This window comes from Mesorhizobium sp. M0243 (genome assembly GCF_040321775.1).
Classification (GTDB): Bacteria; Pseudomonadota; Alphaproteobacteria; order Rhizobiales; family Rhizobiaceae; genus Mesorhizobium.
The window spans coordinates 1-18,153 of the sequence record NZ_JAMYSF010000053.1 but is presented as its reverse complement, the minus strand read 5'-3'; the positions used below and the strand labels follow the sequence as shown (position 1 = coordinate 18,153).

The 18,153-nt window shown below is 56.5% G+C and carries 10 protein-coding genes and 5 pseudogenes; 3 read left to right on the top strand and 12 right to left on the bottom strand.

Annotated elements, in window-relative coordinates; all coding sequences use genetic code 11:
* Window positions 1-202 precede the first annotated feature (202 nt).
* Window positions 203-382: pseudogene (locus NKJ11_RS33935) on the top strand (IS110 family transposase); the annotation flags it as partial.
* A 295-nt stretch (window positions 383-677) separates the two neighbouring features.
* Here NKJ11_RS33935 and lhpI read toward each other — a convergent pair.
* The 8 genes and pseudogenes from lhpI to NKJ11_RS33070 form a co-directional block, all read right to left on the bottom strand.
* The gene (lhpI, locus tag NKJ11_RS33105) at window positions 678-1,652 is read right to left on the bottom strand and encodes a bifunctional Delta(1)-pyrroline-2-carboxylate/Delta(1)-piperideine-2-carboxylate reductase (protein WP_352795142.1); all 975 of its coding nucleotides are present in this window, start codon (window positions 1,650-1,652) and stop codon (window positions 678-680) included.
* 668 nt (window positions 1,653-2,320) lie between these two features.
* Window positions 2,321-2,971 (bottom strand): helix-turn-helix domain-containing protein, encoded by a 651-nt coding sequence (locus NKJ11_RS33100; protein WP_352795141.1) that lies wholly within the window; start codon window positions 2,969-2,971, stop codon window positions 2,321-2,323.
* A gap of 571 nt (window positions 2,972-3,542) precedes the next feature.
* Window positions 3,543-4,394, bottom strand: a pseudogene (locus NKJ11_RS33095) (IS66 family transposase); the annotation flags it as partial.
* A gap of 259 nt (window positions 4,395-4,653) precedes the next feature.
* The gene (locus NKJ11_RS33090) at window positions 4,654-5,496 is read right to left on the bottom strand and encodes an aspartyl/asparaginyl beta-hydroxylase domain-containing protein (RefSeq protein ID WP_352795140.1); all 843 of its coding nucleotides are present in this window, start codon (window positions 5,494-5,496) and stop codon (window positions 4,654-4,656) included.
* A 53-nt stretch (window positions 5,497-5,549) separates the two neighbouring features.
* Entirely contained in the window at window positions 5,550-8,168 is a 2,619-nt protein-coding gene (locus NKJ11_RS33085; protein WP_352795139.1) for an AMP-binding protein, read from the bottom strand.
* A gap of 268 nt (window positions 8,169-8,436) precedes the next feature.
* Entirely contained in the window at window positions 8,437-8,751 is a 315-nt protein-coding gene (locus tag NKJ11_RS33080) for an ATP-binding protein (protein WP_352795138.1), read from the bottom strand.
* Window positions 8,639-9,025 (bottom strand): ATP-binding protein, encoded by a 387-nt coding sequence (locus tag NKJ11_RS33930; protein ID WP_502895941.1) that lies wholly within the window; start codon window positions 9,023-9,025, stop codon window positions 8,639-8,641. The genes NKJ11_RS33080 and NKJ11_RS33930 overlap by 113 nt, the downstream gene beginning before the upstream one ends.
* A pseudogene (locus NKJ11_RS33070) lies at window positions 9,006-9,578 on the bottom strand (IS21 family transposase); the annotation flags it as partial. The gene NKJ11_RS33930 and the pseudogene NKJ11_RS33070, both read right to left, overlap by 20 nt.
* Before the next feature lie 7 nt (window positions 9,579-9,585).
* Between NKJ11_RS33070 and NKJ11_RS33065 the strand changes: the two are divergent.
* Both NKJ11_RS33065 and NKJ11_RS33060 read left to right on the top strand, forming a co-directional pair.
* Window positions 9,586-10,059: pseudogene (locus NKJ11_RS33065) on the top strand (transposase); the annotation flags it as partial.
* Between the two features lie 770 nt (window positions 10,060-10,829).
* Window positions 10,830-11,532, top strand: a pseudogene (locus NKJ11_RS33060) (IS6 family transposase).
* Window positions 11,533-11,892: 360 nt separating this feature from the next.
* Here the strand turns inward: NKJ11_RS33060 and NKJ11_RS33055 are convergent.
* The 4 genes from NKJ11_RS33055 to NKJ11_RS33040 form a co-directional block, all read right to left on the bottom strand.
* Complete coding sequence (locus NKJ11_RS33055) at window positions 11,893-13,554, bottom strand: hydantoinase B/oxoprolinase family protein (RefSeq protein WP_352795137.1); 1,662 nt, start codon at window positions 13,552-13,554, stop codon at window positions 11,893-11,895.
* Window positions 13,555-13,559: 5 nt separating this feature from the next.
* Window positions 13,560-15,635, bottom strand: coding sequence for a hydantoinase/oxoprolinase family protein (locus NKJ11_RS33050; RefSeq protein ID WP_352795136.1), 2,076 nt, complete (start codon window positions 15,633-15,635; stop codon window positions 13,560-13,562).
* A gap of 260 nt (window positions 15,636-15,895) precedes the next feature.
* Entirely contained in the window at window positions 15,896-16,960 is a 1,065-nt protein-coding gene (gene proB / locus NKJ11_RS33045; RefSeq protein ID WP_352795135.1) for a glutamate 5-kinase, read from the bottom strand.
* 128 nt (window positions 16,961-17,088) lie between these two features.
* Window positions 17,089-18,153, bottom strand: a 1,065-nt coding sequence (locus tag NKJ11_RS33040; protein WP_352795134.1) for an ATP-grasp domain-containing protein, incomplete at its 5' end; no start/stop codon positions are given.

The following is an 18,153-nucleotide window of genomic DNA, read 5'->3' as shown; positions in this document are numbered from 1 at the left end:
GACTCCAGCGTTGCGAGTTATGCTGCGGTCCGAGCGTAACTCAACGCCAGCTTTTTCAGCCGAGCCGACCTCAGACTTACGGTGAACGTACCATTCTCAACGACTGGCGGTCGTAAAGATCTTGTAAATTTCATTTGAAGGATCTGTTGCAACGTTTTGATTGTCGGCGTCCAGAGAGAGCGTCTCAAAAACGAACATGTGCGTTCTCTATGAAGCTGCAGTAGCGATCCTGACTCGCAGCGGGGCCGAACAGCGACTTGCGCAATTGGGGTGTAAAACTACACGAGAAGATTGGCTTCACGCGCTCCCCTGTCGCCCGCAAGTCATCATGCATGCGATGCTCCGCTCCGGTGAGCTCTTCAACAGGATGGCCATCGCCTAACTCTCGAGCTCTGCAGCGCCCATGGCGTGAAGAGGAGTCCGTGCCGAGACCGAGGCTGGTCCATTCCGTTAAGACCGTGGCACCACGAGTTTGCTCGGAGCGTGCGAGATATGCATTGGAAGCCCCATGATACGGCGATCGATGTCGACCGCGCAGACGACCGTGCTCCCGGCAAACAACCTCCTGCACCAAAGAGGCGCTTGTAAATCTCGCTATTAGGCGACGGTTTTCACATGGCAGCGCGATGGCTTCGCCGCTTGGCGCAAGCCGACACAATCTGCGCAAGCCACGCTAATTACTGTCGTTCGGTGCAAACTTGTTGGTAGACCATTCTGGCAGCGACTAGGTCAGCAAGTCCGGAGCCAACTGCTTTGAAATAGGTGATCTCGTCTGTGCTGGTTCGCCCGCTCACGTCCCCATTGGCAAGATCCTCAAGAGTTCCAAGGACATGCTCTTCGGCCACAACACCGCTCTGCATGGGCTGAATAAGATCTCCCGCTTCATGAAGTGCTTCGCGCGTGTCGACAAAAGCTCTGGCCATCTTCAACGCCGCGTCGTCCGCTTCTCTCATGTTGGGAGTGAAGCCTCCGATAAGGTCGATGTGCGTACCCCTGCGTACCCATGCGCCCTTGATTATGGGGCTGGTTGCGAGGGTTGCAGCACTAATGATGTCTGCGTCGCCCACCGCCTGCTCCAAATCAGTCACGACACCCGCGGCAATTCCCTTGTTGTTCAGCGAGCGAACCAATTTTTCCGCGCTTTCGGTGTTGATATCCCAGACGAAGACTTTCTCGATTGCCCTTACAGCGCGGTAGGCATCCGGAATTTGGCTGGCAACTCGTCCGGAGCCGATTACGAGAAGCGACCTTGCGTCATCGCGGGCAAGATAGCGAGCAGCGAGAGCAGACGTGGCAACAGTCCTCCTCGAGGTGATAACATTGCCGTCCATAACCGCCAGCTGCTGCCCGGTCGCCCCATCATAAAGGATGTAGGTTGACGTCAGCCCTGGTAGCCCGCGAGTAGTGTTTCCTGGGATGACAGTTACAAGCTTAACGCCGAGGAACTGATTCTGATCTTCCGCCTTCGACCAAGCAGGCATAAGGAGAAGTGTTGCGTCTGGCTCGCCGCTCCTCTCCAAGTGATGATGGTGCCGTGCCGGTACCATGCAGCCGGTTACAAAACCGCTCTGAAGTGCGTCGACAAGAGCACCATAGGGCAGGCCCGCACCCGTTGCTTGAGAATCTATCAATCTCATTCTGGCGTCGCTCATTTGATTACCGCTCCTGTTTCAGATTGCTAGCGACCGCACTTGCCGCTTCGTTTTCCGCCGGATACAATATACCCTTGCTCATGGGCTAAGAATGGGGGGCCTGTGGTTGGCCTCAATCCGAACCAGACCTCCGGCGGTCGCGGTCACCCGAAGTTGGCCACCGTAGGTCGCAACCGCCAACTATTCGATCTCGTCGATAAAAGGCAAAGCGGGCACTTTGGCGTAGATGATCGTCCACCGTTTCAGAATAGTTTGGCCAAGTATATACTGGGTGCAAATCCAAGTGCACGGGTTAGCTCAGAAGTTTCGACGTCTGTCGCAAGAATGACTGCCCCGCACGGGGTTTCCCCTAATCGGTTCTGGCGGCTTGGATTGTGTTAGATGAGGTGGGGAATTCCGTCACACTCGCGCCGAAACAAAAACTTGCCTTATTCGCTTTGTTCTGGAAGGCAGCCGTGCGTTGGGTAAACAACCTGCAGTCACCGACGCAGTCCGCTGCGCTCATCGCTCGCATTTGAAAATACCCACGTCAATCCGTCTTTCCCTTTTTCTACGCTGCGACCGCCTCTGAAGCGGAATTGAGTTGCGTCCGGACGTAGCTCGCCCATCGCCTTGCGAAGGCGCTTCTCGTCCTGGAGTTTTTCGTGTCTTTCGTGCCTGACCCGGGCTTACTGCTCGGGTGCACCGTCCTGAGCGAGGACTCCATGGACCCGAGTGGCGATCCACAGAATCTGCGCATCTTCCTCGCTCACCGAAACCAACGCATGTCCCATGGAGGAATCATAGTAGCTGCTGTCTCCCGGAAATAGCCGAACCGGTGCATAATGCTCGGTGTGCAACATCACTTCGCCGGACAGCACGTAAAAGAACTCCTCTCCCATGTGCCCCTGAATTTCGGAAAACTCCTTGATCGAGCGTGCACGCACCCGCGTCAGCAGAGGCGTGAACTCCTTCGTCGAGAGGTCAGCGCTGAGCATTTCATATTCGTAATGAGGCGACTTCTGCGGTATACCCTCGCCCCTTCTGGTCACGACCATTCGGCCGGCGGCGCCGGCTTTATCCGTGGTGCTGCCGAACAATTCTGTTACATCGACGTCCAATCCAACCGCGAGGCGCAGGATCGTCTCGTAAGTTGGCGAGACCTGACCATTTTCTATCTTGGATACGGCGGAAAGCGATAGCCGCGACCTTTGCGCCAGATCGTTCAAGGTAAACTTGAGCTGTTTCCGCAATCTTTGAACCGTCACACCGATTGGAGGATAGTTAGCCTGCTTGACATATTCTATTTGGTTTTTTAGCTTCCATGCCTGCGGCTTCACAATATTTCAAGTCTCCTCAAGATATCTAAAGTGCTAGCGAGTTTAGAATCCCGCTCAGCAATAAACGGATGCTCATGCATCGAGACGTTTCACAGTATCAACCTTGAAATCAGACATGGTGTGCGACGGCCAGAGTGGAGTAAGCATGAAGCTGCGTGTATGTGATAGTTGGGCTCTTCATACGCTTCGACGTATCCAGTCGCACGATTCGACGAAGTACATTACCGCCATGTCCCTTATGTTTTAGCGACATACAGCATCAACAATGATCGCAGCGTTGATTTCGCTCGCCCTTTGACCCATTAGGCTCCCCGGGTTCCTTGCTCTTTCTCGCGTCCGCACGGCGAATCGACCTACGACTTTTCCGGACCGCCGCATCCAGATTCGGCTACAATTTTATCTTAAAGGAAAATTACTCTCTTGCAATAGAAACTTTGCGTCCGTCTGTCTCATGATAAATTGGCCGATATAGAGGATGGAATTCAAGCGGATGCCCGGGAGACCACGCTCGAGCGGATGACACGGAATCCAGCCGATGTGGGACGAAATCCTCGAAGGCGGCGCAGTAATGGATTTGGTGCGCTCCGGCCTCACCCAGATCCGATTTGCGCGAGACGCGTTGTGCCTGAGCTGCGAGTCAGGTGAAGAACATGCGCCAGTGGCGGGACATTTCCCGCCGCACTGCGCGACGGCGGTCAGTATTGCTACCCGAATGCCGTCCTCGATCTAGTAAAGCTCGATGCGGAACAGCGCTTCGTCCACGATTGGCGAACCTTTCTTTTGGCTTCGCCTTGATCAGTTTTCGACGGCCATGCGCCCGACAGAACGCGAGTTGAAGTGGCATCCCACCCTTCCGGCCCGCCACATGCATCCACCTGGATCGCACCGTTGAAGCCGTCCAGTATCTCATCGGCATCGTCGCCCATTCGGCCTGGGCGATAGTGAAACACCACGCCCGCAGGTGCGAGGCCGTTCCAGCCACGATCGCAGCGCAAAACGGCCCCAAGTTGCTGGTCTTCGTCTTTCCGCCTTTGGATCCGGCACCGGGGCAGTGGTTGCCGTGAACTGTCCCGTTTCAAAATCATCGCCCTGCGGTCCACCACCGGCGCTATCAGCGCACCCGTCCGCCCATCCAATCCGCCCGAACCGAGCGGTCGATAGGCACCCCGTGCCGAGCCATGACGAGCGCCTGCCGGTTCAGCTGCATATGTTGGACTCTTGGACATGGCGATCTCCGCGCCAATAATGCCTCGGTCGGCCAACTGCCTTCCAGCAATGCGCGGCGCTCTGGCCTGAACCACTCCCGTGCGCCCCTAGGGCAAGCGTTTTTCGGGCGGATTGTGACAATCACCTGATAGCGCGCCGGGATATGGTCAGGCCGTTTCTTTCCATCATCATGGCCCCACGAACAAGATACCGGACAGTCCCTTTTGAAAACTTGGCTAAGAAACCCACGATCGCGTTGAGCCACGGACACAAGTTCAGGCCAGTAAGGTCTTCACGTCGTCCTCGACAACTCCACCGCTTACAGGCACCCCAAGGGTGCGCGCCTGGCTCGACCGCCATCAGCGCTTCACCTTCAACATCTTGCAACTGCACGAATATGTCCTCCTAATTAAAACTCGGCAATTGCGGCGATACGCGACTATCCCCATTGTCTATTTGCTTTCGGATTTGAACACTCAATAAGTCATGACTTCGCCAGCTGCACGATCAAGGAGGCAAAACCGTTCGAGCGCATGGGTTTTCTCGACAAGCGCGGGGTCGCCGCGACGTCGGCATAATTCTTTCAGCCAAGCGTACATAGCCTGGCAGTCAACCTTGTAGAAGAAATGAAGCTTCGCCAAAATAGAGACGATCTCCCGGTAATTGGCCTCGCTGATAATTTCAGATAATCCCAGAATGCGTTTAAATGCTTCGTCGGTCCACTCCTCGCGGGTATCCACCATTTCATCTCTTACCAACGGCTGCTCGACATTGCGTACAACCGCGTCAGGGTGGCGAGTCCCCTCGAAGTCGACCATCAGATGCAACCGTGGCGTCGATGAAAAACACCCAGCGCTGTGCGGTATGCTTGCATCCAGAAACCAGATCTCGCCGGATCTCATGTGATAGATTTTATCCAATTCTGTATTGTTACATTTGACATTCGTTTGAAGAGGCAAGTGCAATCTTACGAACTTCGCATCCAGCTCAAGGTAATCACGGTGAGGAATCACACAAGCGTTTTCCGATATACGTATAATTCTAGCGTAACGTATGGCTTCCGCATCAAAGTGTGTCGTCATCAATTCGTCAAGATACGGTAAGGAGTGGCCCAGAGGCGTTGCCACAGCTCGGGCATGGTGGGTGACGAGAGTATCCTCCTCCTGCAGCCCCGAATGGTTGCGGAGTACGCACGACTCCCACCTCCCACAGGCGAAATCCGAATATGCGCTCGAGAATTTTGTATTCTCTAAGGTGGCTAAATCGGCTGCCAGCCGCGCTTTATTAAGCTCGACTGTACCCAAAATCTGTGTTTCCATTTCTGGCTCCAATCTAAGTTCAACGAATCAGGCATACTTTTAACCGACTTCAGTCATGTGAAATGGCGGCGTGCATCCTGCCGCCCTGCTTCCCTGAGAAAACCATATGGCTCGTTGCGCATCGCGCTAACCAATACGGCCTCCATGTCACCAGCGTTGACTAACCTCGCGTAGCTCCCAGCTATTGCGAACTCCCGCAGAACATCTCTCATTTCGCGAACGTCACGCGTAGTATCGTGTGCAAGAAATGAATACTCAGTTCGGCCCTTGATGTCGCGGACATAAACGGCCGTCGACACATCAATCGGGCCGGCTCCGAAGTCGGCGAGCCCCCGCAAGTTGACCGTCTTGCTGTAAGGCACGTCCGCCAGGAGTTCGCACCTGTGCACGTGAGTAAAGCTTGACGTGCCTAGACCCATAATCAAACCAGATGTGCGGCTTATCGCGCCAAATATAGAGTCGTCGCCGAACGGGCTGCATTTCCACCAGTCCGTATCGCACAATTCTTGCTTACCTGGACCAGTCACGACCATTGAATAAGCGGGATGCTTGGTGCGCCCAGCTGAAAGCTCTTGCATGACAATATCGGCCAACACTCCTGTTTCGGATTGGTTTTTCTCCCAATGAAAAGATCTGGCGTCGCAATAGCTAAATGTGAACGCCGGGAACATCACAGTCGAGGATAGCGCGATGCGCTCAATCCATTCAAGAAGAACGGCCGTCAACTCCTTCGAACCTATATCTCGAAAGGCTGCGAGAGATGAATGCAGCACAATTGTTTCCGGATCGATCCTTTCAATGTGTTCGTTCACACGTTTGAGTTCATTCCTGAAATCGGCCACTTGTCCACGTTTTCCTGTGGCGCTCGCATGAGATTCTCTGCGATTCAGCGGTTGAATTCGCAGTGCCCACTCCTCAAGTGATAGGTCTTGCTCTTGAAAGACGTCCTCGCCGAACATGAGGCCCGCTTCGGCCAACTCCAGTTGAATATCGAGGAAGTTTAATGAATCTATGTCGCACTCCCGAGCTGTCAAGCTGGGGAATACCCACGTCCCCTTGGCGGAGTGTATCGCTTCCAACAAGCGATCTAACGGTGACCCCGCCGAGTGCTCCGTCTGAGGTTTGGCCTGGTTCGTGTTCACCCTGAGCGCCTCCTTGGCAATTCTCTCAAGGGCGCGCTGGTCGAGTTTCCCATTGGCAGTGTAAGGAAGCCCGACAAGAGGCACAACGAGCCTAGGAATGCGATCATTGGGCAGGAAATTCTGCAGTCGCTGCTGAACTTTCGCGACGTCGGCGTCCGCGGGCGTCACTATACAAACAAGCTCTTGGCCAGTGTCATCGTCTTTGTCTACGACAATCACCGCTGAATCGGTGCATAGACTCGTCTGATCGATGGCGCTAGTAATCTCTCCTTTCTCCAGGCGAGTTCCTCGATACTTGAGTTGATCATCTTTTCTTCCGATGAACCGCAGCCCATGCGCTTCCGATGCCACGACGTAGTCGCCAGTGCGGTACAACACTTGTTCACCCATGGCTGTCGGAAATTGCACGAAGCTGATTGTCGACTGTGCTTCGTCCGCCACGTAGCCGTGGGACGTTTGCACACCTCCCACCCAGAGCTCGCCCTCGACTTCGAAACCAACATTGACGTTGCTTTCGTCAAGGACATAGAAATCAACGTTGCATGTTGGTTTGCCTATGAACATCGGGAGGTCTACGCCACCACGGCGGCAATAGTGGTAGCTAACGGCGACACAGCACTCCGTTGGACCGTAGCTGTTTACTAGGGTAGTGTTGGGAAAAATCGAATAAAATCGCTGCCTAACCGAGTCGGGCAAGGATTCACCGTTGCACACCACATGGTTGAGACACGTGAATCGTTCCCCTAGGTGGGGAAGGCGTTCAAGAGTTCCAAGGAAGCGTCGCAGCAATGTTGGAACCATCTGAATGACGTTCGTGCCGCTCTGAATTAGGAACTCGGTCGTTTGGATAATCTGCGATTGCAGTTGCGTGGTGGGTAAGACAATTGTCCCTCCCGTCGCAAATGGTACAAAGAACTCGGGGATCGACACATCGAATGCAGGGCGCGTAAGCAGCGAAATGCTAGTTCTCTCCGAGAAATCGATCATATCGATATACCAATCGACCAAATTCAGAAGAGCTCCTTGTGAGACCGGTACCCCTTTCGGGATTCCCGTGCTCCCGGAGGTATGCATGATGTATGCTATATTTGCGAACGCTGAATTGAGGTCGCCGCGTGTCGGAAGACGTTCAATTCGAATCGAACCATTTGGATCTGGACTAATAATCGCTTTGGCGTTCGTGTTGCGGACTATATGGTCCAACCGCTGGTCGGAATCGGATGGATCAACAGGCACGAAGGCAACGTCAAGCATTTGGGTAGCAAGTATGACCGTGACAAGGTCCACCGATCGGGGAAGCTTGACGACGATAGCATCACCAGGGAGGATGCCGATGGCCTCGATGCGCCGCATTAGACTGGACGCGGACGTCCCCAATTCCCGATAGCTTACGTCACCACCCTCGTTCGTACGCACAGCCGTGTTCGACGGAAATTTGTCCAAAGTTTTGGCAATAACATCTGCTATTCTGTCATCGCCAAAACGTAACGCTCGGCGCGGACCTGACAGCGTCGGTGTGAGAGTTTGCATCGTCGCGCCTCCATTGTCGTCAATCGCCCTGCAGCCTCAGGAATTGGCCAATCCATCGGAACGCGGCCAATCCCATCTTCGTCTAGCGCTGCGACTTGGGAGCTTCAACAATCGTGCCAACTGCGCCGAGGGAGCGTCAGAAAAAATTGGCAAGACGTTCAATGGATTAAGTTTGTGCTGCAGGGCATTCGGTCTAGCGCTATCCTGTCGCGATCTCCATAAACCCGACAGCAGTTGTCGGGTTACCGACTTTTTACGATGCTGTCGATTAGGACATCGTCGCGAAGTACCTGCAGATTGCAGATTCGATCGATTGCGGAGACGTCGAGGGGGCTGCAGCCATGCGCCGGCGTCGTCGTTCGTCCAGCATGAGGAGATCGCTGTCGGTGATTGTTTGCATGCGAGCCTCGCGTTGCGCGGGGCCCCCAGAGCGTGGCGGTGGAAGGAGACGTCGGTCCGAGATACTGAACCTATGGCTGTGCAGGACCGCCTGATGGGCGATCGCCTTGGCGATGTGGGATTTCCCGGTGCCCGGTTTCCCGACGAGCAGCACGTTCTCGCCGGCGGCAAAGAAGGCCAGCATGTGGAACTGGAAACAGGGTTTGGCGCGGCAATTTGGGATTGAAGGACCAGTCAAGCTCGGCGAGCGTCAGTTTCTCATCGAGCCCGGATTGCTGATATCGCCGCTCGATAAGGCGGGACTGGCGACGGTCCAGTTCGTCCTGCAGGATCAAGGAGAAAGTCTCCAGGAAGGGTTGGTTTGCGCCCTGCGCCTGCAGCACGCGCGTCTGCAGCGTGTCGCGGACGCCCGACAGGCGCAGCTGTCGAAGGCAGCGTTCAATTTCTGGTATGGTCATCATGGACTTGGATCTCCAGTTTGAGGTGAGAAGGCGCAGCGGGAGCGCTCGTGGCGTCGAAGCTGGTCGGGGTTGCGCAGGCGCCCCGAGCGCAGGGGCGCGGTCGTCGTGAGCGTCGCCTGGCCGCCATTGTTGCCGGCCCCGTGTCGCACAGCACGGCTGAAGAGGTCGCCATATTCCGCGGGGGCGCGGATCAGCGGATGATCCTGGGTGAGCTGCGATGCCGGCTGGGGGGCTTCTTCAACCCGTTCCAGCGCCTGCTCAAACAGCCGCTCGACAGTCGCGCGTACGTGCTTGTAACGGAAGATGCCGTTGCTGATGGGATGAGCACAGGCCTGCTCGACCAGCCGTGCGGATATTTCCGGCTCAGCCGACAGTACCCCACATCTCGCGCTGTCCGGGGCGTCCCTCGGCATCGAACATGTTTTGGCACAGGGCCCTGGTTTGGGGGCCGATGCGACCGGCACGGCGGTTTGCCGCGACGGATTGAACGGCCGTTCGTTGGTCGGCAGGACAACAAGTGCGTCATCCGGGGATGAATGCGCAGCAGCGCATGTGCCGAGACCCGCTACAAGGCGAAGTCCTGGAAGGCCGAACGCCGCACCTGCGCTCGCATCGAGGCAACCACCCTCGGCCTCGACATCCGCTTCGTCGTCACCAATCTCGACAAAGGCTCCGCCGAGCACATCTACGACGTGATCTACTGCGCCCGCGGCCAGGCCGAAAACCTGATCAAGATGCACAAGAGCCAACTCGCCTCCGACCGCACCTCCTGCCGCTCACCGATTGCCAATCAGGTCCGTCTTGTCCTGCACACCGCCGCATACTGGTTAATGCTCACCCTCCGCGAGGCGGTGCCCACGACCCCTCATCTGCGCAACGCCGAGTTCGCTACGCTGCGGCTCAGGCTGCTCAAGCTCGGCGCCCGCGTCATCGAAACCGTCTCGCGCATCCGCCTGGCCTTCGCCGCCGCCTGTCCCGAGGCAAGTCTGTTCCGGGCGATCGCCAGCAATCTGCTACCGGCAGGACCATGACCGCCGGGGCAGCGGGCCCCGCCGAACCACACAGCTTCCACCCTCCAGCGCGTTCACAAGTCCAGACACAGCCGCGGTGAAAAAGACGCCGAGCCGCCACCTGTCCGCCGCTCAGCGGCAAACAAACCCAGATCCGTCATGAATAAGACGGGCTAAGTTGACGGGACCTTTATAAATGATAGTCTTCGGCCAACAGTTTGGTGAGACCCAGGAGGGTCACCCAAGAGGATCGTCTGGCAGTAGGAGCGGGGATTTGCTCCGCAGACCCTGGTTCGAACCCAAGCCCTCAACCAGGACATCTCTATTTAAATGCCGGCTCCTTCGAAGCTCCGTAGCGAAAGCGGTAGCCGCTGACTATGGTTGCAAATTGAATGTATAGAACTTTTGAATAATGTAGGAAGCGTGTGTAGGAATGTGTCGAGCTCTCTCGATCTGGAAGAGATCAACCGGGAGGGAGAGATTTACCGGTGCCTGTCACCGGCAAGTGTCGTGACAATACGTCCCGTTGATCTGCAACAGTTCAAAACGCCTCATTACTATCGTCTGATCTTTCGCCCATTGGTTTCGAGGGCATTCTCTCCGCCGGAGGCCAGGCGCCGCGCAATAGAGGATCAAATTTCATGCTGCCTGCGCAGCGGTGATTCGCTGGCTCCGAATTTCGGAGGATAGCGGCAGCGCGGCGGCGACGGACTGACGAACTGTTCAGATGGCCTTGTGCTGGCGTTGTCACGTTGTTTGAGCGGTAAGGAAATTGCGGTAGCAGCACGGCCATGACCGCGAGTGCACCGACCTACAAGAACCACCGCTATCCGATCGAAATCGTGGCCCGTGCTGTCTGGCTCTACTTCCGCTTCAATTTGAGCCTGCGTCGAGGGAAATGCTGCTCGATCGCGGGGGATGGTCGTTGCCTACGAGACCATCCGCCGATGGGTGCCGAAAGCACGGCCTTGATTATGAGCGCCGCATACGCCGCAAGTCGCCGACGAAAGATGATGTCTGGCACCTGGATGAAGTCGTGGTGCGCATCAATGGTCAGAAGTGCTGGTTGTGGGGAGCGGTTGAACAGGACGGATATGTCCTCGACGAGATCGTCCAGACGCGTCGCAACACCAAGGCCGCCAGGCGCTTGCTGACGCGACTTCTGAAGAAGCAGAGGCTGCCGCCAAAGCCTATGATCACCGACAAACTGCGCTCCTACGGGGCGGCCAAACGCCAGCTCATGCCGAACGTGGAACACCGCTCTCATAAAGGCTTGAACAACCGGGCGGAGAATTCTCACCTGCCGCTCCGGAAACGGGAGCGAACGCGACAGGGTTTCCGGTCGGTCGGCTCGTTGCAGCATTTCGTGTCAAGCTTCTCCGCCGTCCGAAATCTCGTCGTCCCATCCCGGATCAAGGCTCCGCAGCACAAATTCGAACCCATCGACGCCAAGCCAGGGCCACGTGGGAAGCTGTGAGTGCACGGGCTGCCTGAAAAGCGCGGGTCGGCCTCACGCGGCCACATTTCAAACAACGTGACAACGCCCCAATGATAGGTAGGTAGCGCCCGGAGAGCGCGTTTGCTGATGATCTGAACAAGGCATACCGCCCGCCTTTCGGAACCATCTGTTCCTACAGGCTGCGACACTCGCTTCGAGCGCAGCATCGTCCCTGCTCCGCCCCCGCGGCAATCGCCAGCCAGAATCTTATCTGTTTCTGTTCATCGCGCCCCCAGCTGCGCGTTCGCAAAAGCCGGACAGGAGTTCCGTTAATTCCCGGACTGGGAATTAACGGAACATGCACCCTGCCGCCGGCGGCCGTCCTGGTGAAGGAAGATTAGCCTGAGTGAGGCCACCTACTCGATTCCGTAAACCTCTTGCGCGCGCTTGCGCGTAATAAGACCGCTCTTGATATCCTCCTCGACTGCTGCTCGGTCACGCTCCTTTGGATCCCCATATCCGCCGCCGCTGCCGGTCACGATGCGGATGACGTCGTCGGTGTGCGTAACAAGTTCCGAGACGAAGGCGAAGCGCTCGCTGGTGCCGTTCTTGCGTATGAACCGGACGTAGTTGGGGGAGCCCTCCCGGCCGCCATTTAGGGCCCAGGCTGGGAACTTTGAGCGCGTATAGCCCACGGTGAGAAAGCCATTGTCGGCCCGGACGCGGTAATCCATTAGGATGCCACGGCCGCCAACATACTTACCCTCACCTCCCGGCTCTAGATTGAGCTCCATTCGATCCACGTAGAGGCCATTGCGCGCCTCGTTGATTTCTGCCGGACAGTTGTAGGTTTCTCCGTGGAAGCTCGAGAAGATGCCGGTATTGCCATCACTGCGGTGGCCTGCACCCCAACCTCCGAGTTGCGGTTCGATGATAGTGTATTGACGGTGCATATCGGGGTGGATACCACCGATAAAGGTCCCGCAGAGCGACCCAAAATGTCCAGCCGCCAGCCGCTCGGGCATGTGCGGCGCTAGACAGCGCCATATTAGATCCTTTATCCGCAGCTCGACCTCATAGTAGAAGCCGAGCGGCGCCGGCTCCTTGGCATGAAAGACCGAGCCCTCGCGTGTGAGCAGCCGGATCGGTCGGAAGGAGCCTTCATTTGCCGGCGAGTGGGGATCGACCAGCGACTTGAATAACATCTGCGTGCAGACCATAACCCCGTCTCGGCTGCAATTGAGCGGGTTAGGCGATTGGTCTGGGTTGTCTCGCAGGTCGAGCACGAATTCGGTATCGGAGATCGTAATCTTCACGTTGAAGATACGTCCGTCATCCTGCTCTTCGGAAAGCTCGAATGTGCCCTTCGGCAGCTTCGCGAGCTCAGCGAGCGAGATCTGTTCGCCGACATCCATACAGTAGCACATGGCGTTCTCGAACGTTTCGACACCGTACTTCTCTGCGAGTTCCTGTAGGCGATTAGCCCCAATGCGCACTGAGGCGATTGCTGCCCATACATCACCTTCCAGTACGTCAGGCATGCGCGAATTCACTTTGATAATCTCCATCACGGAGTGGATGGGTTCGCCCTGCGAAATTATCTGGACAGCTGGGAGTCGCAGCCCCTCCTGAAAGATCTCGGTTGCTGCGCCCGTGAGCGAACCCGGTGCTATGCCCCCGACATCTGAGTTGTGGGCAATATTCGCAGTCCAAGCGATGATGCGTCCGCTCGCGAAGACGGGCATCGCGACCACTATATCATTCAGATGCGTGACGCCCCCGTGATAAGGATCGTTGCTTGCGAAAACGTCACCTGGCTCGATCTTGCCCCGCCTGCCGAACTTTTTCTCGATCACCTTCACAGCCTTGTCCAGCACGCCCACGAAAGCCGGGATACCCGCTCCGGACGAGGCAAGCGAGCCTTTCGCATCGGTAATGCCGGTGCCCATGTCGAGCACCTCGTAAATGATCGAGCTCATCGCGGTTTTTTTCATGACCGCGAACATCTCGTCGGCGATTGCCTGCAGCGAATTTTGAATGATTTCCAAGGTGATCGGGTCGTGGAGTCTTGTCGCCATTGTCCCTATCCCACTAGATGGATGTAGATGTTGCCGTAGCCGTCGACGTGAGCCCGGTTGCCCGGATGGACGAGCACAGTGGTGCCCAAATCCTCCACGATCGCCGGGCCACTGAAGGTCATGCCCGGTTCGAGCTTGCTGCCGTCATAGATCGCCGCCGTGTGAATGCCCTCAAGGGCGTAATCGACATTGCGGTAGCCCTTTAGGGCATCCTCCGCCACCGCCCCGGTGGAAGCACAATTCTGCATTGGAAGCTTACTGACCTCGGCAGAGGCTACCAGATGGATGCCGACCATTTCGACCGGCGCACTGAGCCGATAGGTGTATTCCCGCTGATAAGTCTCGTGGAAGGATGCCTCGATCCCAGCGAGCTGCTCGTCGACGATTTGGCCCGCCGCGATCACCACCTCGATGGTATGTCCCTGGTTCTGGTAGCGGAACTTGCCGTAGCGCAAAAACCGGATCCTGGCTGCCTCGATGCCTTCAGCTGCAAACTGTCTGCGGCTTTGCTCCTCCACTTCGGCGAAGGCCTGCTCGATACCCGCTGCAGCGCCCGGCTTCAAATCGATCAGCCGCGTCACGAAATAGTCGCGCCGAAGGTCCGACATCATCATGCCCCAGGCCGAGAAGACGGCAGCGGCGGCTGGCACGACAACTTTCCGCACGCCGAGTTCGGCAGCCAGCGCCACCGCGTGCATCGGGCCGCCACCGCCGAATGCGACTATCGTGAAGTCGCGCGGGTCATAGCCGCGGTTGACCGAGACTAGCTTCAAGGCGTTGACCATATTGCTGTTGGCAATGCGGATGATGCCGCGCGCCGCCTCGTCAGCGTCCACGCCGAGCTTCTGGCCCACGGCGTCGATCGCCACCTTTGCGCCGCTCATATCAGCGACGACTTCGCCGCCGCAGAAATAATCCTTGTTGATGCGGCCGAGCCAGAGATTGGCGTCGGTAGTGGTCGCCTGCGTGCCACCCCGTCCGTAAGCCGAGGGACCTGGTAGGGCGCCGGCTGATTGGGGGCCAACATGAAGCTTGCCGAAATCATCAACCCAGGAGATCGAACCGCCGCCACTGCCGATCTCGACCAGATCGACCACCGGCACCATGATCGGATACCCCGCTGAGGTGCTGTCGCGCTCGATCCAGTAGTCGGTCTTGATCTTTACCTCACCGTTCTCGATCAACGAGCACTTCGCCGTCGTCCCCCCGATATCAAGCGCAAGCACGTTCGCCTCCCCGATTAACTTGCCGAGCTCGGCTGCGCCCAAGATGCCAGAGGCGGGTCCCGATTCGACCATTGTGATTGGAATTTTCGAGACGGATTCAAGTGAATCCACGCCACAGTTGGATTGCATAATGTAGGGGCTTTTTTTGAAGCCTTTCTCCCTCAACCCCGCAAGCAGCCTTGACAGGTAGCGCTCGGAGACCGGCTGTACATGGGCCGACAGCACTGCCGTGTTGGTACGCTCATATTCGCGCCATTCGCGTGTAATCTGGTGCGAGGACACGACCGAGACGCCTGGCCAGAGCCGCTGCACATCGGCGAGTGCGGCCTTTTCGTGGCTGGTGTCCGCATAGGAATGGAGAAAGCAGATTGCGATAGCTTCAACGCCTTCCGTCTTGAAATCGTCGATGATTGCCGAAAGACCGGACATGTCGAGCGGCTTCAATTCCTCGCCCCTATAGGATATGCGGCCCGGCAGTTCGCGACGCAGGTAACGCGGAACGAAGGGTTTCGGCTTCTGGTAGTGCAGGTTGAAGAAATCAGGACGGTTGCCACGCGCGATCTCGAGGGTATCGCGAAAGCCCTCCGTGGTGATGAGCCCGACCTTGGCACCTTTTCGCTCCGTTATCGCGTTGATAATGATGGTGGACCCATGGGCAAGGAAGTCGACCGAACTTGGGTCGACGCCACCCTTTTCTAATACATTCAACACACCCTTCTCGAAATTGGGCGGGGTGGTGTCGCATTTTGCTGTGATGATGCGGCTCCCGCCCGTCGAATGATCAGTCTCGAAGCAAACGAGATCGGTGAAAGTGCCCCCAACATCCGTCGCGGCGCGGATCGTTTTATCGGTCATCACGGCCTCCCTCGGCGTTCAACGAAGAGAAATCAGGCATCTCAATGGCTCTCTCGTTAGGGCCGGTTGCGGAACTTCGCCTCCCGGCCGGTGATAACCGGAACTGCGCCGGCGAGCGTACGAGTCCTGTAGATTGACGAACCCTTTCGCGGTTAAACGAACTAACAAGGCCTCCCTTCTCGAACACGGACTCGGCCGAACCTCGACCGCACTTCATGAGAAAGCAGAAATACCAGAGAAGAGCGTCATCGCCTCAATACTCAGCTACGGCGCTTGGGGTCTCCGGCAGTAGGGTCGGCGCGGCTAGCACTCTCCTTCGCGGGCGCAATAAACCATGTTGTTGGCGCACCGTTCTCGATGGCGGCGAGCGGGTACGATTTATTTCCTTTCGCAATGACCACGTCACAGCCCGCTTCCATCGCTATCCTTGCCGCCATCAATTTTGTCACCATGCCGCCCGAACCATGTCGCGCGGGTGAAAGGCCTGCGATGTTTTCTATCTCCGGGGTAATGCAGCGCACCTTTGGAATTATATGGGCCAAGGGGTTGTCGTGTGGATCTTCCGTGAAGAGGCCATCAACGTCTGAAAGCAGAATGAGAACATCAGCCATTGCAATTTGCGCGACCCGTGCCGCCAGCCGGTCGTTGTCGCCAAGACGGATATCGGCCGTTACGGTCGCGTCGTTCTCGTTGATAACGGGTACAGCGCCAACGTTGAGAAGTTGTTGAAGGGCCGACCGCACATTGAAGCGGCAACGCTGGTTGTCTATATCTGCGCCGGTCAACAGAACTTGCCCCAGGCCAAACCCATGGCGTTTCAACCTCTGTTCATAAGCAAGCATCAGTCGAATCTGACCAATCGCGGCGGCCGCTTGCTTTTCCTCAATTCGCAAAGAAGATCTGTCCAAGGGCTTCCAGTGACATGAACCTGCCGCCACAGCACCAGAGCTGACGATGATCACCTGCTGCCCGCGTGCGAAAAATCGGACAACATCCTTTATCAACGTTTCAAGCCAAGGACCGCGTACCTCTCCGGTCTCTGCATCGGCAACCACTGCGGAGCCAATCTTCACGATCAGCCGGCGAGCCGAACGCAATTTCGCCGCGCTCGTTATTGCTGTCTTTGAGCTGTCTTCTGTAAAATTTAAGGTATTCGCTGACATTTGGTCCTGCCACATTTCGCAACACATTAATTTTCTTTTCGAATAAATAGGTCGACTGTCTTGACTAAGATATTCCAGAATTTTTTTCATGAATAACTGATTAACGTCTCGAATCATCTCTCTCATCATAGGGATATATCCACTACCAGCCTTCGAAATCATGACGGTGTCTTTAACGCATCGCAGAATCGAGGTAGGCATCATTTTCGACCTGCTGATCTCTCGTGCTCTCCGTTTGCACCAATGTTCGGCGATGATCACATCTTATCTGTCGCCGCATGCAGATGCGCCTATTCGCCAACGGCTGGAAAAGGGGTGATCGACCAATCGATTAGGGCGACTGCGCGTTGAAGAGCGCCTTCGGTTTCAGTAAGACTGGGTGACGCAGCAAATACATGTCCAATCCAGTCTCGATAATCGCCCTTCCTGACGATCGTCGTCTTGGACTCAACATTCAATTTGACCTCGGCGACACCCGGTATAGCAGCCGCCTGAGTGTCGCCACCGATCCGGTCGAGGATTCCATCGCGATCAGGAATGAGGAACCGCACCGCCGCAGTGTGCGAATGCCTTCTGCGCAAATCCCATTCCTGGCCGATGACAAGCTTGATGTGTTCGGTGACGAGATCGATCCCGTAAGCCAACTGAACCAGTTGAGGATCAGGCATGCCACCAAGGCGCGGATTGACTTCAATGACGACTGGACCGCGCTTCGTCCACCGGAACTCAATATTCGTTGGCCCCCAGCCAAGACCGAGAGCTCGCAAAGAGCTCAGCGAAATATCGGCGATGCGCTTATGCTCGTCATCGCTTAGCCGGGCCGGATAAGTGCATTGACGAATGACGAAATGCGGTGGGGGACTGAAATCAACGGCGCACATCTCAATGATTTCATTTCCCATAATCGCAGGGCCACAATGGGGGCCTTGTGCGAATTCTTCGACCAGGATCCTTGGGGCGGACCGCCATATGTGCTTCCCGCCCAACAGATAGGTTGTATGTTCGGCCAACTCGTCGACGTCGCGGCACAATCGGACCCCGTAGCTGCCGTTGCCGACGGCTGGCTTGACAATCACCGGGAAGCCGATCTCCGCCGCGGCGCTGTCTACGTCCGTCGCATTGGTAGCCAACCGATAAGCAGGTATTGGAATGCCAGCCTCCGCCAGGAGCTGACGTTGAATGAATTTGTCGCAGCATCGTTCAATCGATTCAGGGTTGGGTCCCGGCAGATCGAAATGCCGGCAGAGCTTGCCAACTGTAGCATAGACCGCCTCCCTGGCGCTCGTAATGCCAGCAAGATCATAGGTCGCGCGGAGCTGGTCACATTCGCGGATCAGCGCATCGAGATTGTTTGT

What these genes read in the sequence shown, in the direction of transcription:
- NKJ11_RS33930 (WP_502895941.1), bottom strand. Translation starts at nt 9,025, where the DNA reads ATGACCATACCAGAAATTGAACGCTGCCTTCGACAGCTGCGCCTGTCG.
- NKJ11_RS33085 (WP_352795139.1), bottom strand. Translation starts at nt 8,168, where the DNA reads ATGCAAACTCTCACACCGACGCTGTCAGGTCCGCGCCGAGCGTTACGT.
- NKJ11_RS33055 (WP_352795137.1), bottom strand. Translation starts at nt 13,554, where the DNA reads ATGGCGACAAGACTCCACGACCCGATCACCTTGGAAATCATTCAAAAT.
- lhpI (WP_352795142.1), bottom strand. Translation starts at nt 1,652, where the DNA reads ATGAGCGACGCCAGAATGAGATTGATAGATTCTCAAGCAACGGGTGCG.
- NKJ11_RS33090 (WP_352795140.1), bottom strand. Translation starts at nt 5,496, where the DNA reads ATGGAAACACAGATTTTGGGTACAGTCGAGCTTAATAAAGCGCGGCTG.
- NKJ11_RS33080 (WP_352795138.1), bottom strand. Translation starts at nt 8,751, where the DNA reads ATGCTGGCCTTCTTTGCCGCCGGCGAGAACGTGCTGCTCGTCGGGAAA.
- proB (WP_352795135.1), bottom strand. Translation starts at nt 16,960, where the DNA reads ATGATTTCGAAGGCTGGTAGTGGATATATCCCTATGATGAGAGAGATG.
- NKJ11_RS33050 (WP_352795136.1), bottom strand. Translation starts at nt 15,635, where the DNA reads ATGACCGATAAAACGATCCGCGCCGCGACGGATGTTGGGGGCACTTTC.